This window comes from Acinetobacter sp. SW-226 (genome assembly GCF_055632855.1).
Window position 1 is genome coordinate 2914169 of the sequence record NZ_CM145752.1, and the last position, 18936, is coordinate 2933104.

An 18936-nucleotide genomic window follows, 5' to 3' on the forward strand; every position below is an offset into this window, starting at 1 on the left:
GTCTGATCTTCTAGCTTGGTAGAACGCTATAAAATGAGGGCAATTATAATGACGTTATCAGATGTTGTGCTAAATCCTCACTCAATTGCCCCAAATGCTTTCATTTATGCTATTTGGCCTTGGACACCCGAGTCTGAGGCTCTGATTCAACTATCTAGCAAGAACTCCAATCAATTTAACAGCGCTTATCGTCTTTTTCTGGACATGAAAGTCGTATTGCGGTTGGCGCAGCTGTTTCAGTATCAGAACTTGTGCCATCGGATCTGTATTGAAAAAACCATTGAATTTGCGCAACAACAATACGAACAACTCGATCAAAACATAACTGTTGTCCGGCAAGATAAGCTTTAGTTTGCCTGTTGCAGTGATATAAAATGCAAAATGTGTTGGAATAATTGACCCATCAGTATCTATACATTGTATTGAATACATTCGTTTTATTTTACTTTAGACACTTATTCCCTAGTATTTTTCATGGTTTTTTCTGTTTTCGGGCGTCCGAGCAATTTATTTAATAGTCATTTTCATTTAAACTAATGTGAATCAATTTCCATGCTTTTTATTCGATGCGAGATCGTTAAATAAGCCTATACATGCTTTTGAAAATTCGCGTGGCCAATAACTGTAATGAATCAATCCGTCCATAATGCTATGGAAGATCTTCCGCAAATCCGTGTGATGGATGAGTGGCATGACTCCATTCCTGAGGATTTATATATTCCTCCTGCTGCATTTGAAATTCTCCTTGAGCATTTTGAAGGACCACTCGACTTTTTAATTTACCTGATTCAAAAAAACGGCTTTGACTTATTACAGTTAGATATTGCCCCCATTGCCGCGCAATACCTGTCTTATATGGATGCCATGAAGTCGCTGAACATTGAGCTGACTGCTGACTATATGGTGATGGCTGCACTATTGGCAGATTTAAAGTCACGCCTGCTTTTACCCAAAGCTCCGAATGCGATTCAAATCGAAAAAGATCCGAAACAAGAACTGATTGATCGCTTAGAAACGTATTTACGGATTAAACAGGCGGCTGAGCGCTTGGGGCAAATGCCTATTTTAGAACGAGATACCTTCTCAACCAATGTCAGCTTAGGCCAAACTCTGGATCAGAATGATGGTCATGATGTGCAACAGCTGCGTGATGCCTTATTCTGCGTGTTTAACCGACCTGAGCCCATCACCCATCAAATTGCACAAGAACCAGTTTTACTTGAAGAGCGCATGGCGTTTATTGAAAGTAAAGTCGCTTCAGGTGAAGTTTTAGTTTTTGAGTCTTTACTGCGTCCCATTCAAGGTCGTATGGGTATGGTTGTGACGTTTATGGCCATTTTAGAATTAACTCGTCAACAGCGGATTCAAATTGTAAGTTCTGGCGTTGAAGCCCCGCTTTCAATACAAGGAGTGAAAAAATAATGCAAGACACAACGACTCCTGTATCCAATGAAGACAATTTACATGAAGTAGTGATGCAACTGGAAGCGATTATTTTTGCAAGTGATGCACCTGTATCACTTGCACGTTTAAAAGAATCGTTCCAAAATCAATACAGTAAACAAGATTTACGCCAGTTTTTACAACAACTTGCCATGCTACAACATGGTCGGTCAATCGAACTAATTGAAACTGCTCAAGGTTTTCGTTTTCAAGTTCGAGCAAAATACCGTCAAATCGTTGCACAAACGTGGCCCGAGCGACCAACTCGTCTCTCGCCATCGCTACTCGAAATGTTGGCCGTGGTTGCATATCATCAACCCGTCACTCGAGCGGATATAGAACAAATTCGAGGAGTCTCAAATAACAGTCAACTGTTACGAACGTTATTTGATTGGAACTGGATTAAAGAATCTGGTTTTCGTGAACTCCCAGGAAGACCTGCGTTGTTAGTTACGACGCCTCAATTTTTAAATGCATTTGGCTTAAGTTCTTTAGGCCAGTTGCCTCCCCTGCAGGATGCCAAGGAAGCTTTTATGGCGCTCGATGCGAATGCACCGAAGTCGTAAATAGGTGAACTGTTGATGATAATTTCTAAGGTTATGCTGTCATGAGTGAAAAGTTGCAAAAGGTACTCGCACGAGTCGGTTTGGGTTCTCGCCGTTATATGGAAGAAGTCATTGCCGCAGGTCGTGTGAGTGTCAACGGCCAAGTTGCCCAAGTAGGCGAACGTATTGAACCAGGTGATGAGCTTCGCATCGATGGTCGTAAAGTATCGTTCCAAATTGAAGACGAGATTCGTCGTCGTGTTCTGATTTACTATAAACCAGAGGGCGAAATTTGTTCACGCAATGACCCTGAGTCACGTCCAACAGTATTTGATCAATTACCTGCAATCGCGAATGATCGCTGGGTGATGGTAGGTCGTCTGGATATCAACTCAACAGGTCTACTATTGTTCACGAATGATGGTGAGCTGGCAAACCGCTTGATGCACCCATCAAACGAAGTTGAACGTGAGTATGCTGTACGTGTTATGGGTGAAGTGACTCCGCAAATTAAGAACAATATGCTCAAAGGCGTGGTGTTAGATGATGGCCCAGCGAAGTTTGAGTCATTTTCTGAAATTGGCGGTGAAGGGATTAACCGTTGGTATCAAGTGGTGGTAAAAGAAGGTCGTAACCGCGAAGTACGTCGTATTTTTGAATCGCAAGGTTTAAAAGTCAGCCGTCTACTCCGTACACGTTATGGCACGGTTATTTTACCGCGTGAATTACGTACGGGTCGTTGGATGGAGTTGGACAAAAACGACATCGACAACTTAACCAAAGCGGTTGAGTTGAAACCACGTCAAGGCACTGGCTTATACGGCATGGCAAAACGTCGTACTGAACGTATGCAAGAAAAACCAATGGCTGCACGTCGTGGTGGTTTCTTACGTCAGCAGCGCCGTGACAATGAAGATGAAGGCCAACAACAAGCGAAGCCAGCTTTCAACCGCGAACGCCGTGAAAATCCAAATGGTCACAGCCAGCGCCGTCAAGACAATATGCAAGCGGCTTATGGTCAACGTGAACCACGTCAAAACTCAGGCTATGCACAGCGCGACAGTCGTCCAGACAACTTTGGCAACAAAGGCACCTATGGTCAGCGTGATACACGTGACGAAAATGCACCTCGTAAACCTTTTGGAAATAAAAGCTTTAAGAAATTTTAATTTCTAAAGTCAAAATTAGAGCCACTTTCGAGTGGCTCTTTTTATATGTGTTTACGGTGCAATAAGATCACTTTGTGTTCCGAAGTGCGAAGAAGATGTAAACCCTCATAAAAACGCCCAATTTATTGAGCGTTTCATTATCCCACTCCCTCTTCACTACACTCCCTGCGGGATAGCACTAAGCAAGCGCTTGGTATAATCATGCTGTGGTGACTGGTACAAATCATCTGAATTGGCTATTTCCACCAAATCACCATGATTCAAAACCATGATTTGATCTGAAATATATTTCACTACAGACAAGTCATGTGAAATAAAGATATAACTTAGACCAAACTCATCCTGTAAGTCTTGCAGCAAATTCAATACTTGGGCTTGTACCGAGACATCCAACGCAGAAACTGACTCATCACAAATCAGAATTTCAGGTTTTAAAGTTAGGCAACGCGCGATTGCAATACGCTGACGTTGCCCACCAGAAAACTCATGCGGATAACGATAAAAAGCCTGTGCAGGTAAGCTCACGCGCTCCAACAGATCCAACGCCATCTGTTTGCGTTCAATATCATCCGCCCCGATCCCATGTACCTGCATTGGTTCCATCAAAATCTGCCCAACAGTAAAGCGTGGATTGAGTGATGCATAGGGATTTTGGAAAATAATTTGAATCTTGCGTTGATACTGAGCAAACTCTTTTTCTGTCATCGACAGCAAATCGCGTCCTTGAAACAAAGCTTTACCACCTGTTGCCTCCTGTAACCGCATGAGTAACAACCCAATCGTGGTTTTCCCCGAACCAGACTCCCCCACTAAACCTAAAGTCTTGCCTTTTGCTAACTGAAAAGTAACACCTTTGACCGCTTGAAATTCATCCTTACCGAACAATCCTTTTCGACTAAAGAATGACTTTTTAAGATCACGTACATCTAAAATGATCTCTTCTTGGCCTGTTAAACCTCGTGTTCTTTGTTGTAACTGATCAACATCTAAAGTATGCGTTTCAATATAGTCATCACCCTTTTGCTGCATAAAGTCACTGATCATCGGTAAACGCATTGGTCGTTTAGATAGCTGTGGGCGACAGTGCAACAACGCTTTAGTATAGATATCTTGAGGGTGTTCAAGCACATCTTTCACCCAGCCTTGTTCACGAATTTGCCCATGCCGCATCACGATTACCTGATCTGCAATTTCCCCAACCAAAGCCAAATCATGGGTAATAAACAGCATTGACATGTGGTGCTTCTTCCGCAAAGACTCCAGCAACTCCAAAATTTGCTTTTGAATAGTGACATCCAACGCTGTCGTCGGTTCATCGGCAATCAAGAGTTTGGGTTTACAGGCAATCGCCATGGCAATCATGACGCGCTGCTGCTGTCCTCCTGACAACTGTCCCGGATAAGCATCAATCTTGGTTTCAGGAGATGGAATTCCAACTTCTATCAAGAGTTCTAAAGCACGTGCACGTGCTTGCTTACGACTCATGCCCAAATGCAACTGCAAAATTTCGGCTATTTGTGAACCCACCGTAAACACTGGATTTAAGGATGACATCGGTTCCTGAAAAATCATGGCAATATCTTTACCACACTTTTTCCGCATTTCACGGCGTGGTAAATCGAGTAGGTTTTGCCCCTCAAACAGAATTTTACTGTCCAAAGCAATTTGACTGCTTTCTGTAGGTAACAGCCCCATGGTGGCTAGCGATGTGACCGACTTCCCACTCCCGGACTCCCCAACCAAGGCCACAGTAGTATTCACTGGAATACTAAAACTGATGCCTTTGACCGTTTCAATGTACTGCTTTTCTTCATTTTTAAAGCTGACACGCAAGTTTTCCACCTGAAGTAAGGCTGGCGCTGTCATATCATTGAGTTCAGACATTCTCATGCTCCTATTTCAGTTTTGGGTCTAATGCATCACGCAATGCATCAGTAAACATTGAAAATGCAGTGACCAGAACCGCCATTGCTACAGAAGCAGCCGCTAACTGCCACCACTTGCCTAAAATCAACTCACTTTGCGCTTCATTCAACATACTGCCCCATGACACCACACCAACTGGGACACCAAAACCAAGGAAGCTCAAAATCACTTCTGACTTAATAAAGGCCACCACTAAAATTGACATTTGAACCAGTGCAATATGACTGACATTGGGAAATATATGCACAAAGATACGTCGGCTATGACTCACCCCAATTGCCTTTGCCGCCAGCACATATTCCCGCGAAGTATGCTTCATATATTCAGCACGAATTAAACGATATACCCCCGTCCACCCCGTTAAACCCAAAATCAAAACAATGGATAAAATGCCTTTTTGTTGTAGTACTGCGGCAATCGCTAGCACCAAGAGCAAATAAGGAATCGAGGTAAAAATGTTATAAAACCAGTTCAAGACATCATCGACCCAGCCACCAAAATAGCCAGAAATGGCACCTAGAACGGTACCAATCACGACAGCAAGAAAAGCGGCGACCAAGCCAACAATAATTGATGTTTCTGCACCTTTAATGGTTTTCAATAAAACACTCTGTCCCCATTTGTCGGCACCTAAAACCAAGCTTGGCTTGAGTTCCGCTTGCTGATCCAACAAATGCCCATCCAAGGCTTGGTCAATCGCTTTCATGTCTTCGGCTAAAGGATCAACAACCCCATAGTAATCAATAGCACCACCTACACCCTGTTCTGCAGCAATTTCTGCATTGAGCTCACGAATCACATCTTTCAAAGGATCAACAGGGTTTTCAGGCACAGCCGCTTCGACTTTTTGCGCTTCGCTTTGCGGGAGTGGCACTACAGCTGCCCCGATAAACGTAGGCGGTGCATAACTCACAGCGACTTCTTTATTCCAGTCTTTTGCAATTAAGCCAGTCGATGACAAAATTAAAAGCACCAAATAAAACAACACGATCAGAAGTGAAAACATGGCGATGCGATCGCGTTTTAATCGGCACATAGCGAGTTGCCATAGCCCTGTAGACGCTGTTGCAGGTTCAGCAGTATCTGGTTTTCTTTTAGTGAGAACACTGAGCATAATTCACCTACTTCAACTGTACGCGAGGATCGACCCATTTATAAATCAAATCGGCAATCAAGTTGAAAAACATCGTTGCGAGGGCAACGTACACAGTAATGGCTTTAATCACAGGAAAATCACTACGCTCTACCGCAATAATGACTTCACGACCAATGCCCGGAATACCAAAGAAACGCTCAATCAAAAATGCACCAATCAGCAAAGCAGGCAAACTTGCCATCACGTCTGTAATAATCGGGATTGATGCATTACGTAGCACATGCACACCTAAAATGCGCCGTTCACCAATCCCTTTGGCACGTGCAGTACGAACATAGTCTTGATTAACCTCATCCAAAACAAAACTACGATACAACCTTAAAGTCGGGGCAATACTGACCACCAACATGATCAGAATAGGCAATAAAGCATATTTAAAGAGGTTTTCGCCAAAGCTATCACTCCAGCCTTGGACTGGAAACCAGCTCAACTGATAGGCAAAGACATACTGGAAAACAATGATATACACCAAGATACTGATCGACATGCCAATCGTACACAGCATCATCACCATACGATCTGTTAAACTGCCGCGCACCGCTGCTACCGCCAAAGCCAACACAATAGAAATGATGGTCTGTAAAATCGTCAGTGGAATGAGCAAAGTCAGCGAAGGCCCGAGTCGTGTCGTAATGATTTGCGATACTGACTCCCCTGTACTCCAACTCAGCCCATAATCAAAAGTCAAAATCTGCTTAATGAAAATCCACAGTTGCACATAATAGGGCTGATCGACCCCAAGCTGCTGTCGGATATTTTCAATCTGTTCAGGGTTCGACATTTTCCCTGCCAAAATATAGGCAGGGTCACCACCTACCCAGTTAAACAAGAAGAAAATCAGCAACACCACCCCAAGCATAGTCGGGATCATTTGCCAAATTCGGCGAATAATATATGCCAGCATAAAAATGCCCCTTATTTCACCCGTTGACCAGTAATTTCATCGAAAAAGGCTTTGTTATCAGGCTCACGACCCAAAAAGTCTTTGACCAATGCTTTGGCAGGTTTTTGCCCCCCTTGGGACAAAATCGTTTGACGATAGTGCTGCCCCACTTCAGGGTTATTTAAGTTATCACCAAAGGCTGAAAGCATGTCCAACGCCATCACTTCTGACCACATATAACCGTAATACCCGACTTGATAACCGCCCATGATGTGACCAAACTGCCCCGGAAACTCGGTGGTTGGAACATAACCCAAGGCCGTTTCGCCTTCCATTTTTTCCCAAACCTTTAAGGGCTGAACGTCTAGCGCATCACGACCATGTAATGCCATATCATACTGTGCATACAAAGTCTGACGTGCATAATGTAAACCGCGTCCATAGCTATGCACGGCATTGAGCTTAGTAATCAATGCATCATCCACGCGTGGGCAGTCAGGTTTACAGTAATCTGCCACCTTGGACAATGTCTCTTTACGTCGCGCCCATTCCTCATACATTTGTGAAGGTGCTTCGACAAAGTCTCGCTCAACCGAAGTTCCTGACTGAGATGAAAACCGTGTGTTGGATAAAATGCCATGCAACGCATGACCAAACTCATGTACAAAAGTTTCTAACTCATCGCTATTTAAACCATTGCGGTTAAAATTAGTGACCAGTGCTGAAATCGGTTTGCGTCCAGTTAGGCTACTGCCGCCATAAACGCCCCACACAGCAGCATGTCCATATTTACCTTTACGTGGAAATTTATCCATATATAAGCCACCGAGCAGTTGCCCAGTCTTGGCATCGGTCACATCGTAATATTCCACTTCATCTTGCCAAACCTCGACTTGGACAGGCTTAAACTTGATGCCATACAAGTTTTCAGAAATGGCAAATAACCAATCTTGAGAAGCTTGAGTTGGGAAATACTGACGTAGTTGCTCTTGGTCGACCTGATACTTGGCTTTGCGTAATTTTTCACTCCAATATGCTTCGCTCCAACGCTCAATACTGGCTTGCTCAATAGGGATATTTAAACTTTGTGCTTTAAACTCACGTAAAGTCTGAACTTCCTTTTTCTCTAGGGGTGCTACGGTAGCATGTACCTCTGCCAAGAATTTATTCACGGTTTCAGGGTTTTTCGCCATCCGACTTTGTAGTACCCACTCGGCATAACTGGACTTACCAAACAGTTGTGCTAGCTCATAACGTAAGTCCATGGCTTGCTTCAGCAGCGCTAGATTTTTCTCACCACCACGTCGGGTAAATGCAATTTGATAACGCTTACGTGCGTCATCGTTATCTGCCAACTCCATAAAAGGACGATAATCTGGATACTCAAACCCGAGTAAATAATTACCCTTGTCATTTTTCTTTAAGCCGTCGATATAACTTTGTGGCAGGCCTTTTAGCTCATCAGGGGTAAATTCGAGTTTTTCAGGATTATCACGTACATTACGTGCATACTCTTGTTCAATTTTTGCCAGTTCATCAAAAATCGCTTTTAAGCGTGCTTGTTTATCTGCTGAAAGCTGTATCCCTGTTTTTTCAAAACCTTCCAAAATATCTTCACGGAACTTGGCTTCAATTGGATCAGCAATTTTAACTTTTTTAATTTGTTGATATAGCTTTGGATTTTGATAAACATCGGTTTGGAATTGGCTAATTTTAATTTCACAGTCTTCAGCCGCTTTACGCAGTGCCTCATCAGGGTCAACATTGCTATACAGACCAATCGGGCCGTAAAAATCTTCAAATGATGCAAAAATACGATCCCATTCAGCCAATACAGGCGCTGCTGCCGTTTCGTTTTTAAGGGGCTTATTTTCAAACGCTTTGAGTTGCTTTTTCACATCCGCAATTTTGGCATTACACAGCGCAGGGATATCTTTGGCTTGAAAGCTCGGCAAGGTTTGGCGCTGTGCTGTTTCAGCCAAAGCCATCTGATTCATCCCTAGGCCCAACATGCACAATGCGGTGAATTTAAAATGTTGCTTTTTCATCATGACTCCAGTTTTATTTAATTTCTATTTCTTCAAATCAATATCTATATACATCCATTCTGCTGGCAGTATGGGATGCTTTTTAAATCCAATCACACGCGGTTGTGCCAAGATATTTCGATAACGCGCGCCAATCACCTGCACAGGCATATACACTTCCAGCAGGCGTGACATTTTGGCGTAGATTGCATCGCGTTCTGGACTCGGTGTCATCTTCTGAGCTTGTTCATATAAGCGGTCATATTCAGGAATTTTGGCACAGCCATTGTTGGTGATTTTGATGTTCTTGCCATAAAACAACTGCATAAAGTTATCTGCATCTGGGTAGTCTGCTATCCATGCTGATGCCTTAAACATGGTTTTACATTGTTTTTCTAATTTCAAAGCTTCAGCAAAAGGCAGAGACTTGGTGGTCATTTTGATTTTGATGCTATCTAAAGTTTTTTTCCAAAACTCGGCCTGTTGTTGACTGCGTAAATTATTACCCGAAAGTGTCATCTCAATCAGCAAAGGTTTGCCATTCGGCTGAGTACGCCAACCATCAGCAGCAACTTTATAGTGATAACGATCTAACAATAAATTTGCTGCTTTGACTGAATAAGGAATGCTACTTCGATAATTGGGATCGTAACCAATGACACCACTTGGAATCGGTGCTTGCAGTTTTTGCGCATCACCTTTTTGTAAAATATTGATATAGTTATCGGCTGAAAAAGCCATCGCCATAGCACGGCGCAGGGCAATTTTATCTTTACTTAAACCGCCAACCACTGGGTTTTGCATATTCCAATAATGATAGTCAATCGAAGGGTCCGTGATCCTTGACAACTGTACGCCTTTCTTAACCAACTCAGGTTTTAGTTTCCCATCTTGTAGGGCCTGAACCGTCAGCTCACCATCAAGGGCAAATAAATCTACTTCATCTTTAATAAATGACAACCATCGAGACTGACCCTCTTCCATCACTTGAATATCAATCACCCCTATTTGTGGCATCTTTTTGCCTTGCATAGCTTTGACGATTTTTTGGTCTTCAGGCGTACTGGCTTTAAAGTTCCAAACAAAACTACGGAAATCAGGATTCGCCTTTAAAATAATCCTTGAACCTGGCGTCCAACGGCTGAGCATATAAGGCCCAGTGCCTATTGGATGCCCCATCACAAAACCCGCTTTGTCACGATATTTTTCGATGACTTCCCGTGCAACTGCACCTGCAGGCTGATGCGCAAGCAACATTGGAAAGTTCTGATCGGGGCTGGTCAGACGAATGACCAAGGTATAACGGTCTGGTGTTTGTAAGCCTGCGATAGGTTGGTCGTAATTGAATTTCCCTGTTTTCTGTGCTTGTTTCAGCAAAGCCTCCATCCCCAAGATTCGCCCATCGAGCAACCAACTGTTGGGTGAACGCAAGCTCGGATCCAGTAAACGCTTAAAGGTATATACATAATCGGCCGAAGTCAGCTCACGCTTTTTACCTTTAAACACGGGGTCAGCAGCAAAATAAATCCCCTTTTGCAAACGAATGGTATAGGTCAATCCATCTGCACTCACCTCAGGTAAAGCCACAGCTGTTCGTGGTACCAATTTCGCAGGTGAGGCCAAATAATCGTAAGTAAATAAAGTTTCAAAAATCGAACCGTTAACATGTGCAGAGTACAAGTCATGCACGCCCGCAGGGTCAAAGCCTGTTTCAGCTACAGGAAAAACATAACGTAAAACTTTTTTCGGGTCGGCAGGACTTTGTGCAAAACTGGAAACTGAACTACTCAGCAGAATGCTGCCTGCCAGAATGCTCAGCCCCCATCGTTTAAATTTCTGATTTAGATTTTTCATTGTGTTCGATATCTCAATTATTTTTTATGGGCTGAATATCAAGATATTGCCAGTTGGTATTCATCATCGGATGGGCTTTAAACCCCTGAACTTGTGGATGTAACAACCAATTTCGAATGCGACTGTTATGAATAATCCATGGATTATCCGCTTCAATTTGGCGACTGAGTTTTTCATAAAATGGTTGTCGCTGAGGTGGTGGGAGTGCCATCGCCTGTATATAAAGTGCATCATAGGCTTTGGACTGGTAGCAACTGAGATTACCCTGCGCCGAATTGGGTCCATACAGCAGTTGAGCAAAGTTTTCCCCTTCAGGATAATCCGCAATCCAAGCCCCACCCCAAACCATATATTTACATTGCATCGCAGCTTTTAAGTTATCGGCAAAGTTACTCACGATAAAATCAGCACGGATACCAATGGCATCTAAATTTTTCTTCCACAGTTCAGACTGAATCACGGAACTGGAACTATTTTCGGTCATAAACTTGAGCGTTAGAGGTTGACCATTGGGTAGGCTGCGATAACCATCTGCCGCTTTTTTATAACCGAAACGATCCAGTAATTTATTCGCCAAGAGCGGGTTATAAGCCACGCTGCTGCGATAGTTGGGATTAAAACCTTGTACCCCCTCAGGTACCAACATTTCAGACTTCACTGCCTGCCCTTTATACAGTTGTTTAATGGCTTCTGCTTGGTTATAGGCCAAACTAATCGCGCGTCTTAATGCAATTTTTTCAAGCCCAAAACCACCAACTGTAGGATCTTGCATATTAAACATGGTGTAGGTGATTTCAGCGTCTTTATTGGGGAAATGCTGAATGCCCTGCTTGACCAGTTCAGGTTTGAGTTGCTTACCATTCAAGGCTTGTGGCACCGCATTGGACGTGAGTTTATCAAAGTCGAGTTGTCCCGATTTAAATGCAAGCCAACGTGACTGCTCTTCTTCAATAATACTGACATTGACTTTACCAATTTGCGGCATTTTTTTGCCTTGCATCTCTTTGGCCAGACGCTTGTCCCAACTCGAACCTGTAGGTTTAAAGTTCCAAATAAAACCACGGTATTTCGGGTTAGCCACCAGCTCAATACGACTCCGCGGTACATATTTACTCAACTGATAAGGTCCTGTCCCCACTGGATGCTGCGCAATTCGATCCCCATAAAACTCCACTACTTCCCGTGCTGTTCCGCCAAATGTGGCATAAGCCAAGATATAGGGAAAGTTATAGTCTGGACGGGTTAATGTGATTTGTAGTGTGTATTTATCAATCGCCTTTAGGCCAGAAATCGTAGCATCATAATTAAACTGACCTGTTTTCTTGGCTTGGGCAACAGCAGCATCTCCACCGACAATCTTGCCTTCAATAAATGAATAAGTCGGCGAGCGATTTTTCGGGTCCATAATCCGCATCATGGAATAAATATAATCCTGCGCAACCAATTCCCGGGGCTTTGCTTTGAATGCCGCGTCATCACTGAAATAAATCTTGGGCTGAATTCTAAACGTATAGACTTTGCCCTCTTGCTCAATTTTTGGCATCGACACTGCGGTATTTGGAACCAATTGAGCAGGACGCGCCAAATAATCGTATTTTAAAAGCGGTTCAAAAATGGCTTGGGCAATACTACCACTATAGAAATTATAAGTTTTAACCGTATCAAAACCATCATCGGGGGCTTCATAGGCAATATTTAATATTTTATTTGGATCCGCAGGTGACTTTGCATAAGCGGAAACACCGAAACCTATCACAAGGGATAAAGCAGCAACCTTAAAATTTTTTGAATTCAAGTCCGTACCTATACACATATTTTTTAAGCCATGTTATCTCATGCAAAGCATGGTCAATTTGTCAGTGTTCTTTCTCCCAACATCACACCGACAAAAAAAAATAAACACAAGCCCATGTTTTATAAATTAAATTTTAGTTTTTAAAAATAAAAAACAACCATGGGTATCTATTCACCACAGCGATAAAGCGAATATCATGCCACGCTCATTTTTTTATGATTCTAATTTAACATTTTGCAGGAAAAATACATGCTTATTAATTAGTTATAAAAATTGCGCTAAAAACACCAAGATACATTTTGCCAATTAGTAGCCATTTTTAAATATTCACTTTACATAAACTGTTGCACAGATTTAATACACCAATGATTCAAATATGAACATTACAAGTTAGAATAAAAAGCCTAATGTTATACATAAGATACTGTTTTAATTTAATTAAAATAAAATACGCGATAGAATTATTTTTTGAATTTTTTATTAAAAATTCAAAAAAAGACGACTCATTTTAGATCATTTATTATATGAATAATCATTTTATGACTATTTTTTAATCTATTTATAAGTAATTTTTTGCCATTTAAAATCCACAATTAATCAAAATGTGGAGAAAAATTACATAAAAGATAACAAAACATAAAATAAAACAATATATTCCAATAACTTAATTCACAGTCTTTTGCATATCACCAAAAGTTGGCATTTGCCTTGCAATCCCCCTGCACAGCAATACCGCTAAATATAGAAAAAGAAGGGTTGAATTTACGATGCAAAAAAACAAACTTGTTCGATCTATGGGGACCCCAACCATCAGCAAATCAATACTTAAACTAAGTACCCTGACTTTAAGTATGATGTGTTTGTCTTTAGCTCATGCAGAAGAAACAGAAAGCTCAGTCTCAGCAGAACCAACTAAAAAAGTTGCCAAAGTGACTGTCACAGGTTCCTCTATCAAAGGGGTCGCAGCTCAAAGTTCTTCACCCATTACCGTCATTAAAGTTGAAGAACTTGCTCAACAAGGTGTTACAACAGCCGAAGAAGCATTAACCAAAATTAGTGCAAACCAAGCCGGTTACAGTACGGCTCAAAACGTAGGTGCAAGTAATACTTCTGGCTCAACTGCAAATTTACGTGGTCTAGGCTCAGACAAAACTTTAGTCTTGTTAAATGGTCGTCGCTTAGCCTATAGCCCATTTAGTACATCCGAAACCAACTTAAATACCATTCCACTGGCAATGGTAGAGCGAATTGAAGTCCTTCGCGATGGTGCCTCTGCGGTCTATGGTGCAGATGCAATTGCAGGGGTGATTAACTTCATCACCAAAAAACAATATGAAGGCTTTGGTATCAGTGGTGGCGCACTTAAGCCAGAAGAAAAAGGCGGAGAAGAATACGATGTCTCTATCTTTGGTGGCTATGGCGATTTAGATGAACAAGGCTTTAACGTTTATGGCGCTGTCAGTTACCAGAAGTCTAAAGAAATTATGGCCAAAGACCGAAAAGTCAGTCGCCGTGGAGGACTTTTACCAGAACTAGGGATTGATGGGAGCTCTGCTAACGGCTTTCCAGCCAACTTTTATGACCCAACCAGTAGCATACAAGCCAATCCTTATGGCAATGCCAACTGTAATAACACACCCAATGTCGTTGCAGATGGTGGCTTATGCTTTTTAAACACCCAAGCCCTGATTGCAATTCAACCAGAAACAGAAGACCTATCTGCGCTTGGACGAGCGACATTTAAGTTGAGTGATCAATTCAACGCGATTGCAGAATATGTATATGCAAAAAATGAAGTCACAACTTCGATTGCACCCGATGTGTATAGCCGATCTGTAACTATTCCGAAAAGTAGCCAATACTACCCAGGAGAAGGTATTACTCCTGCAGTTAATGGCTTAAGTGGTGACCCGTTACAACTCTACCTCCGCTCACAAGCAGGTAATCGTGTTTCTAAGTCAACCAATGAATCGCATCGTATTTTTGCGGGTATTGAAGGCGAAGCTTATGGCTGGAACATCGACAGCGGTGTGACCTATGCTCACGGTAAAGCAAGTGATAGTTTTGTAAGTGGCTACTTAAATAGAAACAAACTTCAAGAGGGTTTGGACAACGGCACCATTAATCCCTTTGGTGCTTCGGCAGATGCAAATGCTTGGAGTTCATTAGAAGTCAGCGGTACGACCAATGAGGCAACTTTAGATTCAACTACATTTGACTTTACGATCAGCCGTCCTATTTTCACCCTTCCAGCAGGTGATGTCGGCTTTGCCTTTGGAGGGAGCTTTACCACTCAAGATTGGGAAGCGACTGTAAACTCAGATCTTGTACGACTAGTCCCAGGCAGTGGTATTGACCCAGATAAACCCGTCAGTAAAGGTGATCGTGACATTACAGCTGTTTTCTCTGAACTACAAATTCCCATTACTTCCACCTTAGAAGCGCAACTTGCTGCCCGTTACGATGACTACAGCGACTTTGGCGACACCTTCAATCCAAAAGTAGGTTTACGTTGGGAACCATTAAAACAATTAATGTTCCGAAGCACCTACAGTACAGGCTTCCGCGCGCCAAGCTTATATGAAATTAATGCACCACAAAGCCAAACCTACACAGGTGCTAAATACAATGACCCTGTACTTTGCCCAAATGGTATCGACTCAACGCCAACGCAATACAAAACAGAATGTAATACTCAATTTAAGCGCATGCAAGGCGGATCAGCAGACTTACAACCCGAAGAATCAACCACAATAACAGCAGGTTTCGTTTTTGAACCAATCAAAAACCTTGTCTTTACAGCTGACTATTACAATATCGAAATTGATGGCTTAATTGACACCATTAGTGATGCCATGATTTTCCAAAATCCAACAAAGTACGCAGATCGTTTTGTTCGTGATTCAGAAGGTCGTATCCAATATGTTAATACAACACTGGTAAATATGGGGGGGATCAAAACAGAAGGTGTCGATCTTTCCTTAAACTACCTTGCACCTATGACAGCTACAGGACGGTTTGGTTTCGGGATTGATGGTACATATATCATCAAATACGACAAACAAGAAGAAAAAGGTGGTGCATGGGAAGGCAAAGTCGGAACATATGATGACCCTGCTGTACTGCGTTGGAAACACACAGCAAACATTAACTGGAGCTATGAAGACTGGAAACTGGTCTTTGAACAACAATTCTTCCGCGGTTACCACGACCAGAATGCAACAGGCGAAGAAGGCTATGATAACCACAAAGTTTCAGACTATACCCTCTACAACATTGCAGGCACCTATAAAGGTTTCAAAAACTTAGAGCTTACAGGTGGAATTAAAAACTTATTTGATGAAGAGCCTGCAGCATCTAACGTTCTAGATAACTTCCAATACGGCTATGACCCTCGTTACAGCGATCCGACAGGACGTACTTTCTACTTAAGAGGTACGTACAAGTTCTAATCAGACATACACCACAGGTTGAAACACTCAATCTGTGGTGATGTTTTCTCATTCTCAATTTTGGCTAAACACAGACTGCTCTTTTCAACGTGATGTTCACGATTTAAACAGCAAATTTAGCTCGAATTTCAGGAGTAACTATGGGCACAAAGTTTGAAGATTTAGAAAAAAACTCCGCCAAGAAACTGACTGGTATTGGCGTCGTAATTTTCTTACATATCCTTGTTGGCTTAGTGCTAATGGCAGGCTTAGCAAAAGACATCATCAAACCCTCAACCGAACCTGTTGAATTAGTCATTCTGCAAGACAACAAGCCACCTGAGCCAGAGCCACCTAAAGAAATTCCACCAGAGCCCCCTAAAATGGTGGAAAAAGTAGCGCAGCAGCCTGATCCAAAACCAGTTGAAAAAGTCGTGCCTGTACAAAAAACAGTTTCTACACCAGTGTCTAAACCGACTGTAAGCACACCCACTCCAACTGCTGTATCCCCGTCTCCTAGCCCAGAATCCGCACCCGCACCAGTAGCCGTTGCACCTACTCCAACACCGAAACCTGCAGGAGTTACACGTGGAGTATCGGAAGGAGAAGCTGGATGCAAAGCTCCAAGCTATCCACGCGAAGCAGAGATGAGTGGCATTTCTGGCACCGTGCTGATTTCGGTCTTTGTCGATACCAATGGTAAGGCGCAAGAAGTCAAAGTGAAGCGTTCAACAGGTGACCGTACTTTAGACCGTGCGGCAACGAAAGCGTATAGCTTGTGCACATTTAAACCTGCAATGAAAGATGGCGTACCACAAAGTGCTTGGTTCGACATTCCATACGAGTTTGTCCTCGAATAATTGAAAGAAAATCTAGATGAAATAAGGAGTTACACAATGAAAAATTTAAAGAATTTTACCGCAGCAAGCTTGCTTGGAATGAGTGCATTACTTCCGTTACAAACAACATTTGCCGAAGAAACTAAAGCACAAGCAACAGCAGTTACAACAGAAATTGCCAACATTGATAAAGCTGCTGTTCATGTTCCCCCACCACTACCTGAACAAGCATCTTCAACTGTAGAAAAAACACATAACCCTTATGGCTTAGAGGCCATGTGGAAAGAAGGGGATCTCGTTGCAAAAGTGACCCTTTTTATTTTGGTGATTATGTCGATTGGTACATGGTACATCATCATCACCAAATGCTTACAACAAGGAAAAATTCGTAAACAAGGCCAGCATGCTGAAAAAAACTTCTGGGAAGCCACGTCTTTAGACAGTGCAACTGAAGGTTTAGACGATGCAAGCGTGTATCGCTTTATTGCAGAGAAAGGTATTAAGTCGACAAAAAACCACGGAGGCACGTTATTAGAACGGATCGACTTTAATACATGGGTCACCATCTCAATTCAACGCGCTATCGACAAAATTCAAAGCCATTTAAGTGGCGGACTGGCATTTCTTGCAACCGTAGGCTCAACCGCACCTTTCGTAGGTTTATTTGGTACGGTTTGGGGCATTTATCATGCGTTAACGGCCATTGGCGTATCAGGTCAAGCCTCTATTGATAAAGTTGCAGGTCCTGTAGGTGAAGCTTTAATTATGACTGCAATTGGTTTAGCTGTAGCGGTTCCCGCTGTGCTTGGCTACAACTGGTTAACCCGTCGTAATAAAGCTGTAATGGAAGAAGTTCGTACCTTTGGTTCAGATTTACATGCAGTGCTATTAAGTGGTGAAATCAGTACTAATAACCCGATTAACCGTGATATGAAATAAAAAATGAGGAATCAACCATGGGAATGACGGTTAATTCAAATGACAGCGATGATGATGTAATCGGAACCATTAATACCACACCATTGGTTGATATTATGTTGGTTTTACTGATTATTTTCCTCATCACAGTGCCTGTTGCGATTCATACCGTACCAGTCAATTTGCCTGAAGAAAAGAATGTACCCTATGAAACCAAACCTGAAAATATTCAACTTGCTGTAAACAAAAATGGGGATATTTTTTGGAATGAAAACTACATAGCAGATAAAGCAACTCTACTCTCTCGGTTACAGGCGGAGGCACAAAAAAGACCGCAACCTGATGTTCACATTCGTGGTGATCAACTGACGCCATACGATGCGATTGACCAAGTCATTACAACCACACAACAAGCGGGTATTGGCAAAATCGCCTTTGTCACCACACCGCCCTCTTCACCTTAATCAAAGAAGGATTCAGCTATGGGTATGAATGTTGGTTCCAATCAAGATGATGAAGATGTGATGCTCGATGTCAACATGACTCCCCTGATTGATGTCATGTTGGTGTTGTTGATTATGTTCATTATCACAATCCCACTACCAAACAATGCCATTAATATCAATCTACCCAATGGTACACCACCACCGACTCAGGAAAAACCGCCTGAGATTGTCGAATTACGTCTAGATGCTCAAGGCAAAATGTTTTGGAATGAACAACCTGTTGATTCGAAGCAAGCCTTAGAAACACTACTACAAACGGTCGCACAAAAAACAGATCAAGACCAAATTAAGCTAAAAGCTGATCGCGCAACGGAATACAAATACATTGCGATGGTTATGGCGGCAGCTCAACGCCTTGATGTGAAAAAAATTGGAGTTGTAAGTAATCAATAAATAAAAGCATCATAAAAAACCGCTGACCGCGTTTAAGGTCAGCGGTTTTTT

15 protein-coding genes are annotated in these 18936 nt (G+C 42.4%); 9 read left to right on the forward strand and 6 right to left on the reverse strand.

Going from position 1 to position 18936, the window contains the following annotated elements:
* Nucleotides 1–48: 48 nt before the first annotated feature.
* From ACZ8ZH_RS13865 to rluB, 4 genes are all read left to right on the forward strand, one after another.
* Nucleotides 49–351 carry a hypothetical protein gene (locus ACZ8ZH_RS13865; protein ID WP_119063745.1) on the forward strand — a complete coding sequence of 101 codons (303 nt, stop codon included), beginning with the start codon at nucleotides 49–51 and terminating at the stop codon, nucleotides 349–351.
* Nucleotides 352–627: 276 nt separating this feature from the next.
* Nucleotides 628–1422, forward strand: coding sequence for a segregation and condensation protein A (locus ACZ8ZH_RS13870; protein WP_110973831.1), 795 nt, complete (start codon nucleotides 628–630; stop codon nucleotides 1420–1422).
* The gene (scpB, locus tag ACZ8ZH_RS13875) at nucleotides 1422–2009 is read left to right on the forward strand and encodes an SMC-Scp complex subunit ScpB (RefSeq protein WP_086208722.1); all 588 of its coding nucleotides are present in this window, start codon (nucleotides 1422–1424) and stop codon (nucleotides 2007–2009) included. The genes ACZ8ZH_RS13870 and scpB overlap by 1 nt, the downstream gene beginning before the upstream one ends.
* 41 nt (nucleotides 2010–2050) lie before the next feature.
* Nucleotides 2051–3157: a 23S rRNA pseudouridine(2605) synthase RluB gene (rluB, locus tag ACZ8ZH_RS13880; RefSeq protein WP_119063744.1), complete on the forward strand. Its 1107-nt coding sequence runs from the start codon at nucleotides 2051–2053 to the stop codon at nucleotides 3155–3157.
* Between the two features lie 156 nt (nucleotides 3158–3313).
* Here the strand turns inward: rluB and ACZ8ZH_RS13885 are convergent, their stop codons facing one another.
* Genes ACZ8ZH_RS13885 through ACZ8ZH_RS13910 form a run of 6 tightly spaced genes read right to left on the reverse strand, consistent with a single transcriptional unit; the run spans nucleotide 3314 to nucleotide 12816 of the window.
* Nucleotides 3314–5041 (reverse strand): ABC transporter ATP-binding protein, encoded by a 1728-nt coding sequence (locus tag ACZ8ZH_RS13885; RefSeq protein ID WP_119063743.1) that lies wholly within the window; start codon nucleotides 5039–5041, stop codon nucleotides 3314–3316.
* A 10-nt stretch (nucleotides 5042–5051) separates the two neighbouring features.
* Nucleotides 5052–6197, reverse strand: coding sequence for an ABC transporter permease (locus tag ACZ8ZH_RS13890; RefSeq protein WP_119063742.1), 1146 nt, complete (start codon nucleotides 6195–6197; stop codon nucleotides 5052–5054).
* Nucleotides 6198–6204: 7 nt separating this feature from the next.
* Nucleotides 6205–7143: an ABC transporter permease gene (locus ACZ8ZH_RS13895; RefSeq protein ID WP_086208726.1), complete on the reverse strand. Its 939-nt coding sequence runs from the start codon at nucleotides 7141–7143 to the stop codon at nucleotides 6205–6207.
* 11 nt (nucleotides 7144–7154) lie between these two features.
* Nucleotides 7155–9170: a M3 family metallopeptidase gene (locus ACZ8ZH_RS13900; protein WP_119063741.1), complete on the reverse strand. Its 2016-nt coding sequence runs from the start codon at nucleotides 9168–9170 to the stop codon at nucleotides 7155–7157.
* 24 nt (nucleotides 9171–9194) lie between these two features.
* Nucleotides 9195–11003 carry an ABC transporter substrate-binding protein gene (locus ACZ8ZH_RS13905; RefSeq protein ID WP_110973837.1) on the reverse strand — a complete coding sequence of 603 codons (1809 nt, stop codon included), beginning with the start codon at nucleotides 11001–11003 and terminating at the stop codon, nucleotides 9195–9197.
* 13 nt (nucleotides 11004–11016) lie between these two features.
* The gene (locus tag ACZ8ZH_RS13910) at nucleotides 11017–12816 is read right to left on the reverse strand and encodes an ABC transporter substrate-binding protein (protein ID WP_119063740.1); all 1800 of its coding nucleotides are present in this window, start codon (nucleotides 12814–12816) and stop codon (nucleotides 11017–11019) included.
* 749 nt (nucleotides 12817–13565) lie between these two features.
* On the opposite strand from ACZ8ZH_RS13910, the gene ACZ8ZH_RS13915 reads away from it, so the two are divergent.
* The 5 genes from ACZ8ZH_RS13915 to ACZ8ZH_RS13935 all read left to right on the forward strand — a co-directional run bounded on the left by ACZ8ZH_RS13915 (nucleotide 13566) and on the right by ACZ8ZH_RS13935 (nucleotide 18885).
* Entirely contained in the window at nucleotides 13566–16250 is a 2685-nt protein-coding gene (locus tag ACZ8ZH_RS13915; protein ID WP_086208730.1) for a TonB-dependent receptor, read from the forward strand.
* Between the two features lie 140 nt (nucleotides 16251–16390).
* Nucleotides 16391–17089 carry an energy transducer TonB gene (locus tag ACZ8ZH_RS13920; RefSeq protein WP_119063739.1) on the forward strand — a complete coding sequence of 233 codons (699 nt, stop codon included), beginning with the start codon at nucleotides 16391–16393 and terminating at the stop codon, nucleotides 17087–17089.
* Nucleotides 17090–17125: 36 nt separating this feature from the next.
* Nucleotides 17126–18007 carry a MotA/TolQ/ExbB proton channel family protein gene (locus tag ACZ8ZH_RS13925; RefSeq protein WP_086208732.1) on the forward strand — a complete coding sequence of 294 codons (882 nt, stop codon included), beginning with the start codon at nucleotides 17126–17128 and terminating at the stop codon, nucleotides 18005–18007.
* 17 nt (nucleotides 18008–18024) lie between these two features.
* Nucleotides 18025–18450 carry an ExbD/TolR family protein gene (locus tag ACZ8ZH_RS13930; RefSeq protein WP_086208733.1) on the forward strand — a complete coding sequence of 142 codons (426 nt, stop codon included), beginning with the start codon at nucleotides 18025–18027 and terminating at the stop codon, nucleotides 18448–18450.
* A gap of 18 nt (nucleotides 18451–18468) precedes the next feature.
* Nucleotides 18469–18885, forward strand: a complete 417-nt coding sequence (locus ACZ8ZH_RS13935; protein WP_119063738.1) for an ExbD/TolR family protein — start codon at nucleotides 18469–18471, stop codon at nucleotides 18883–18885.
* Nucleotides 18886–18936: the final 51 nt, after the last annotated feature.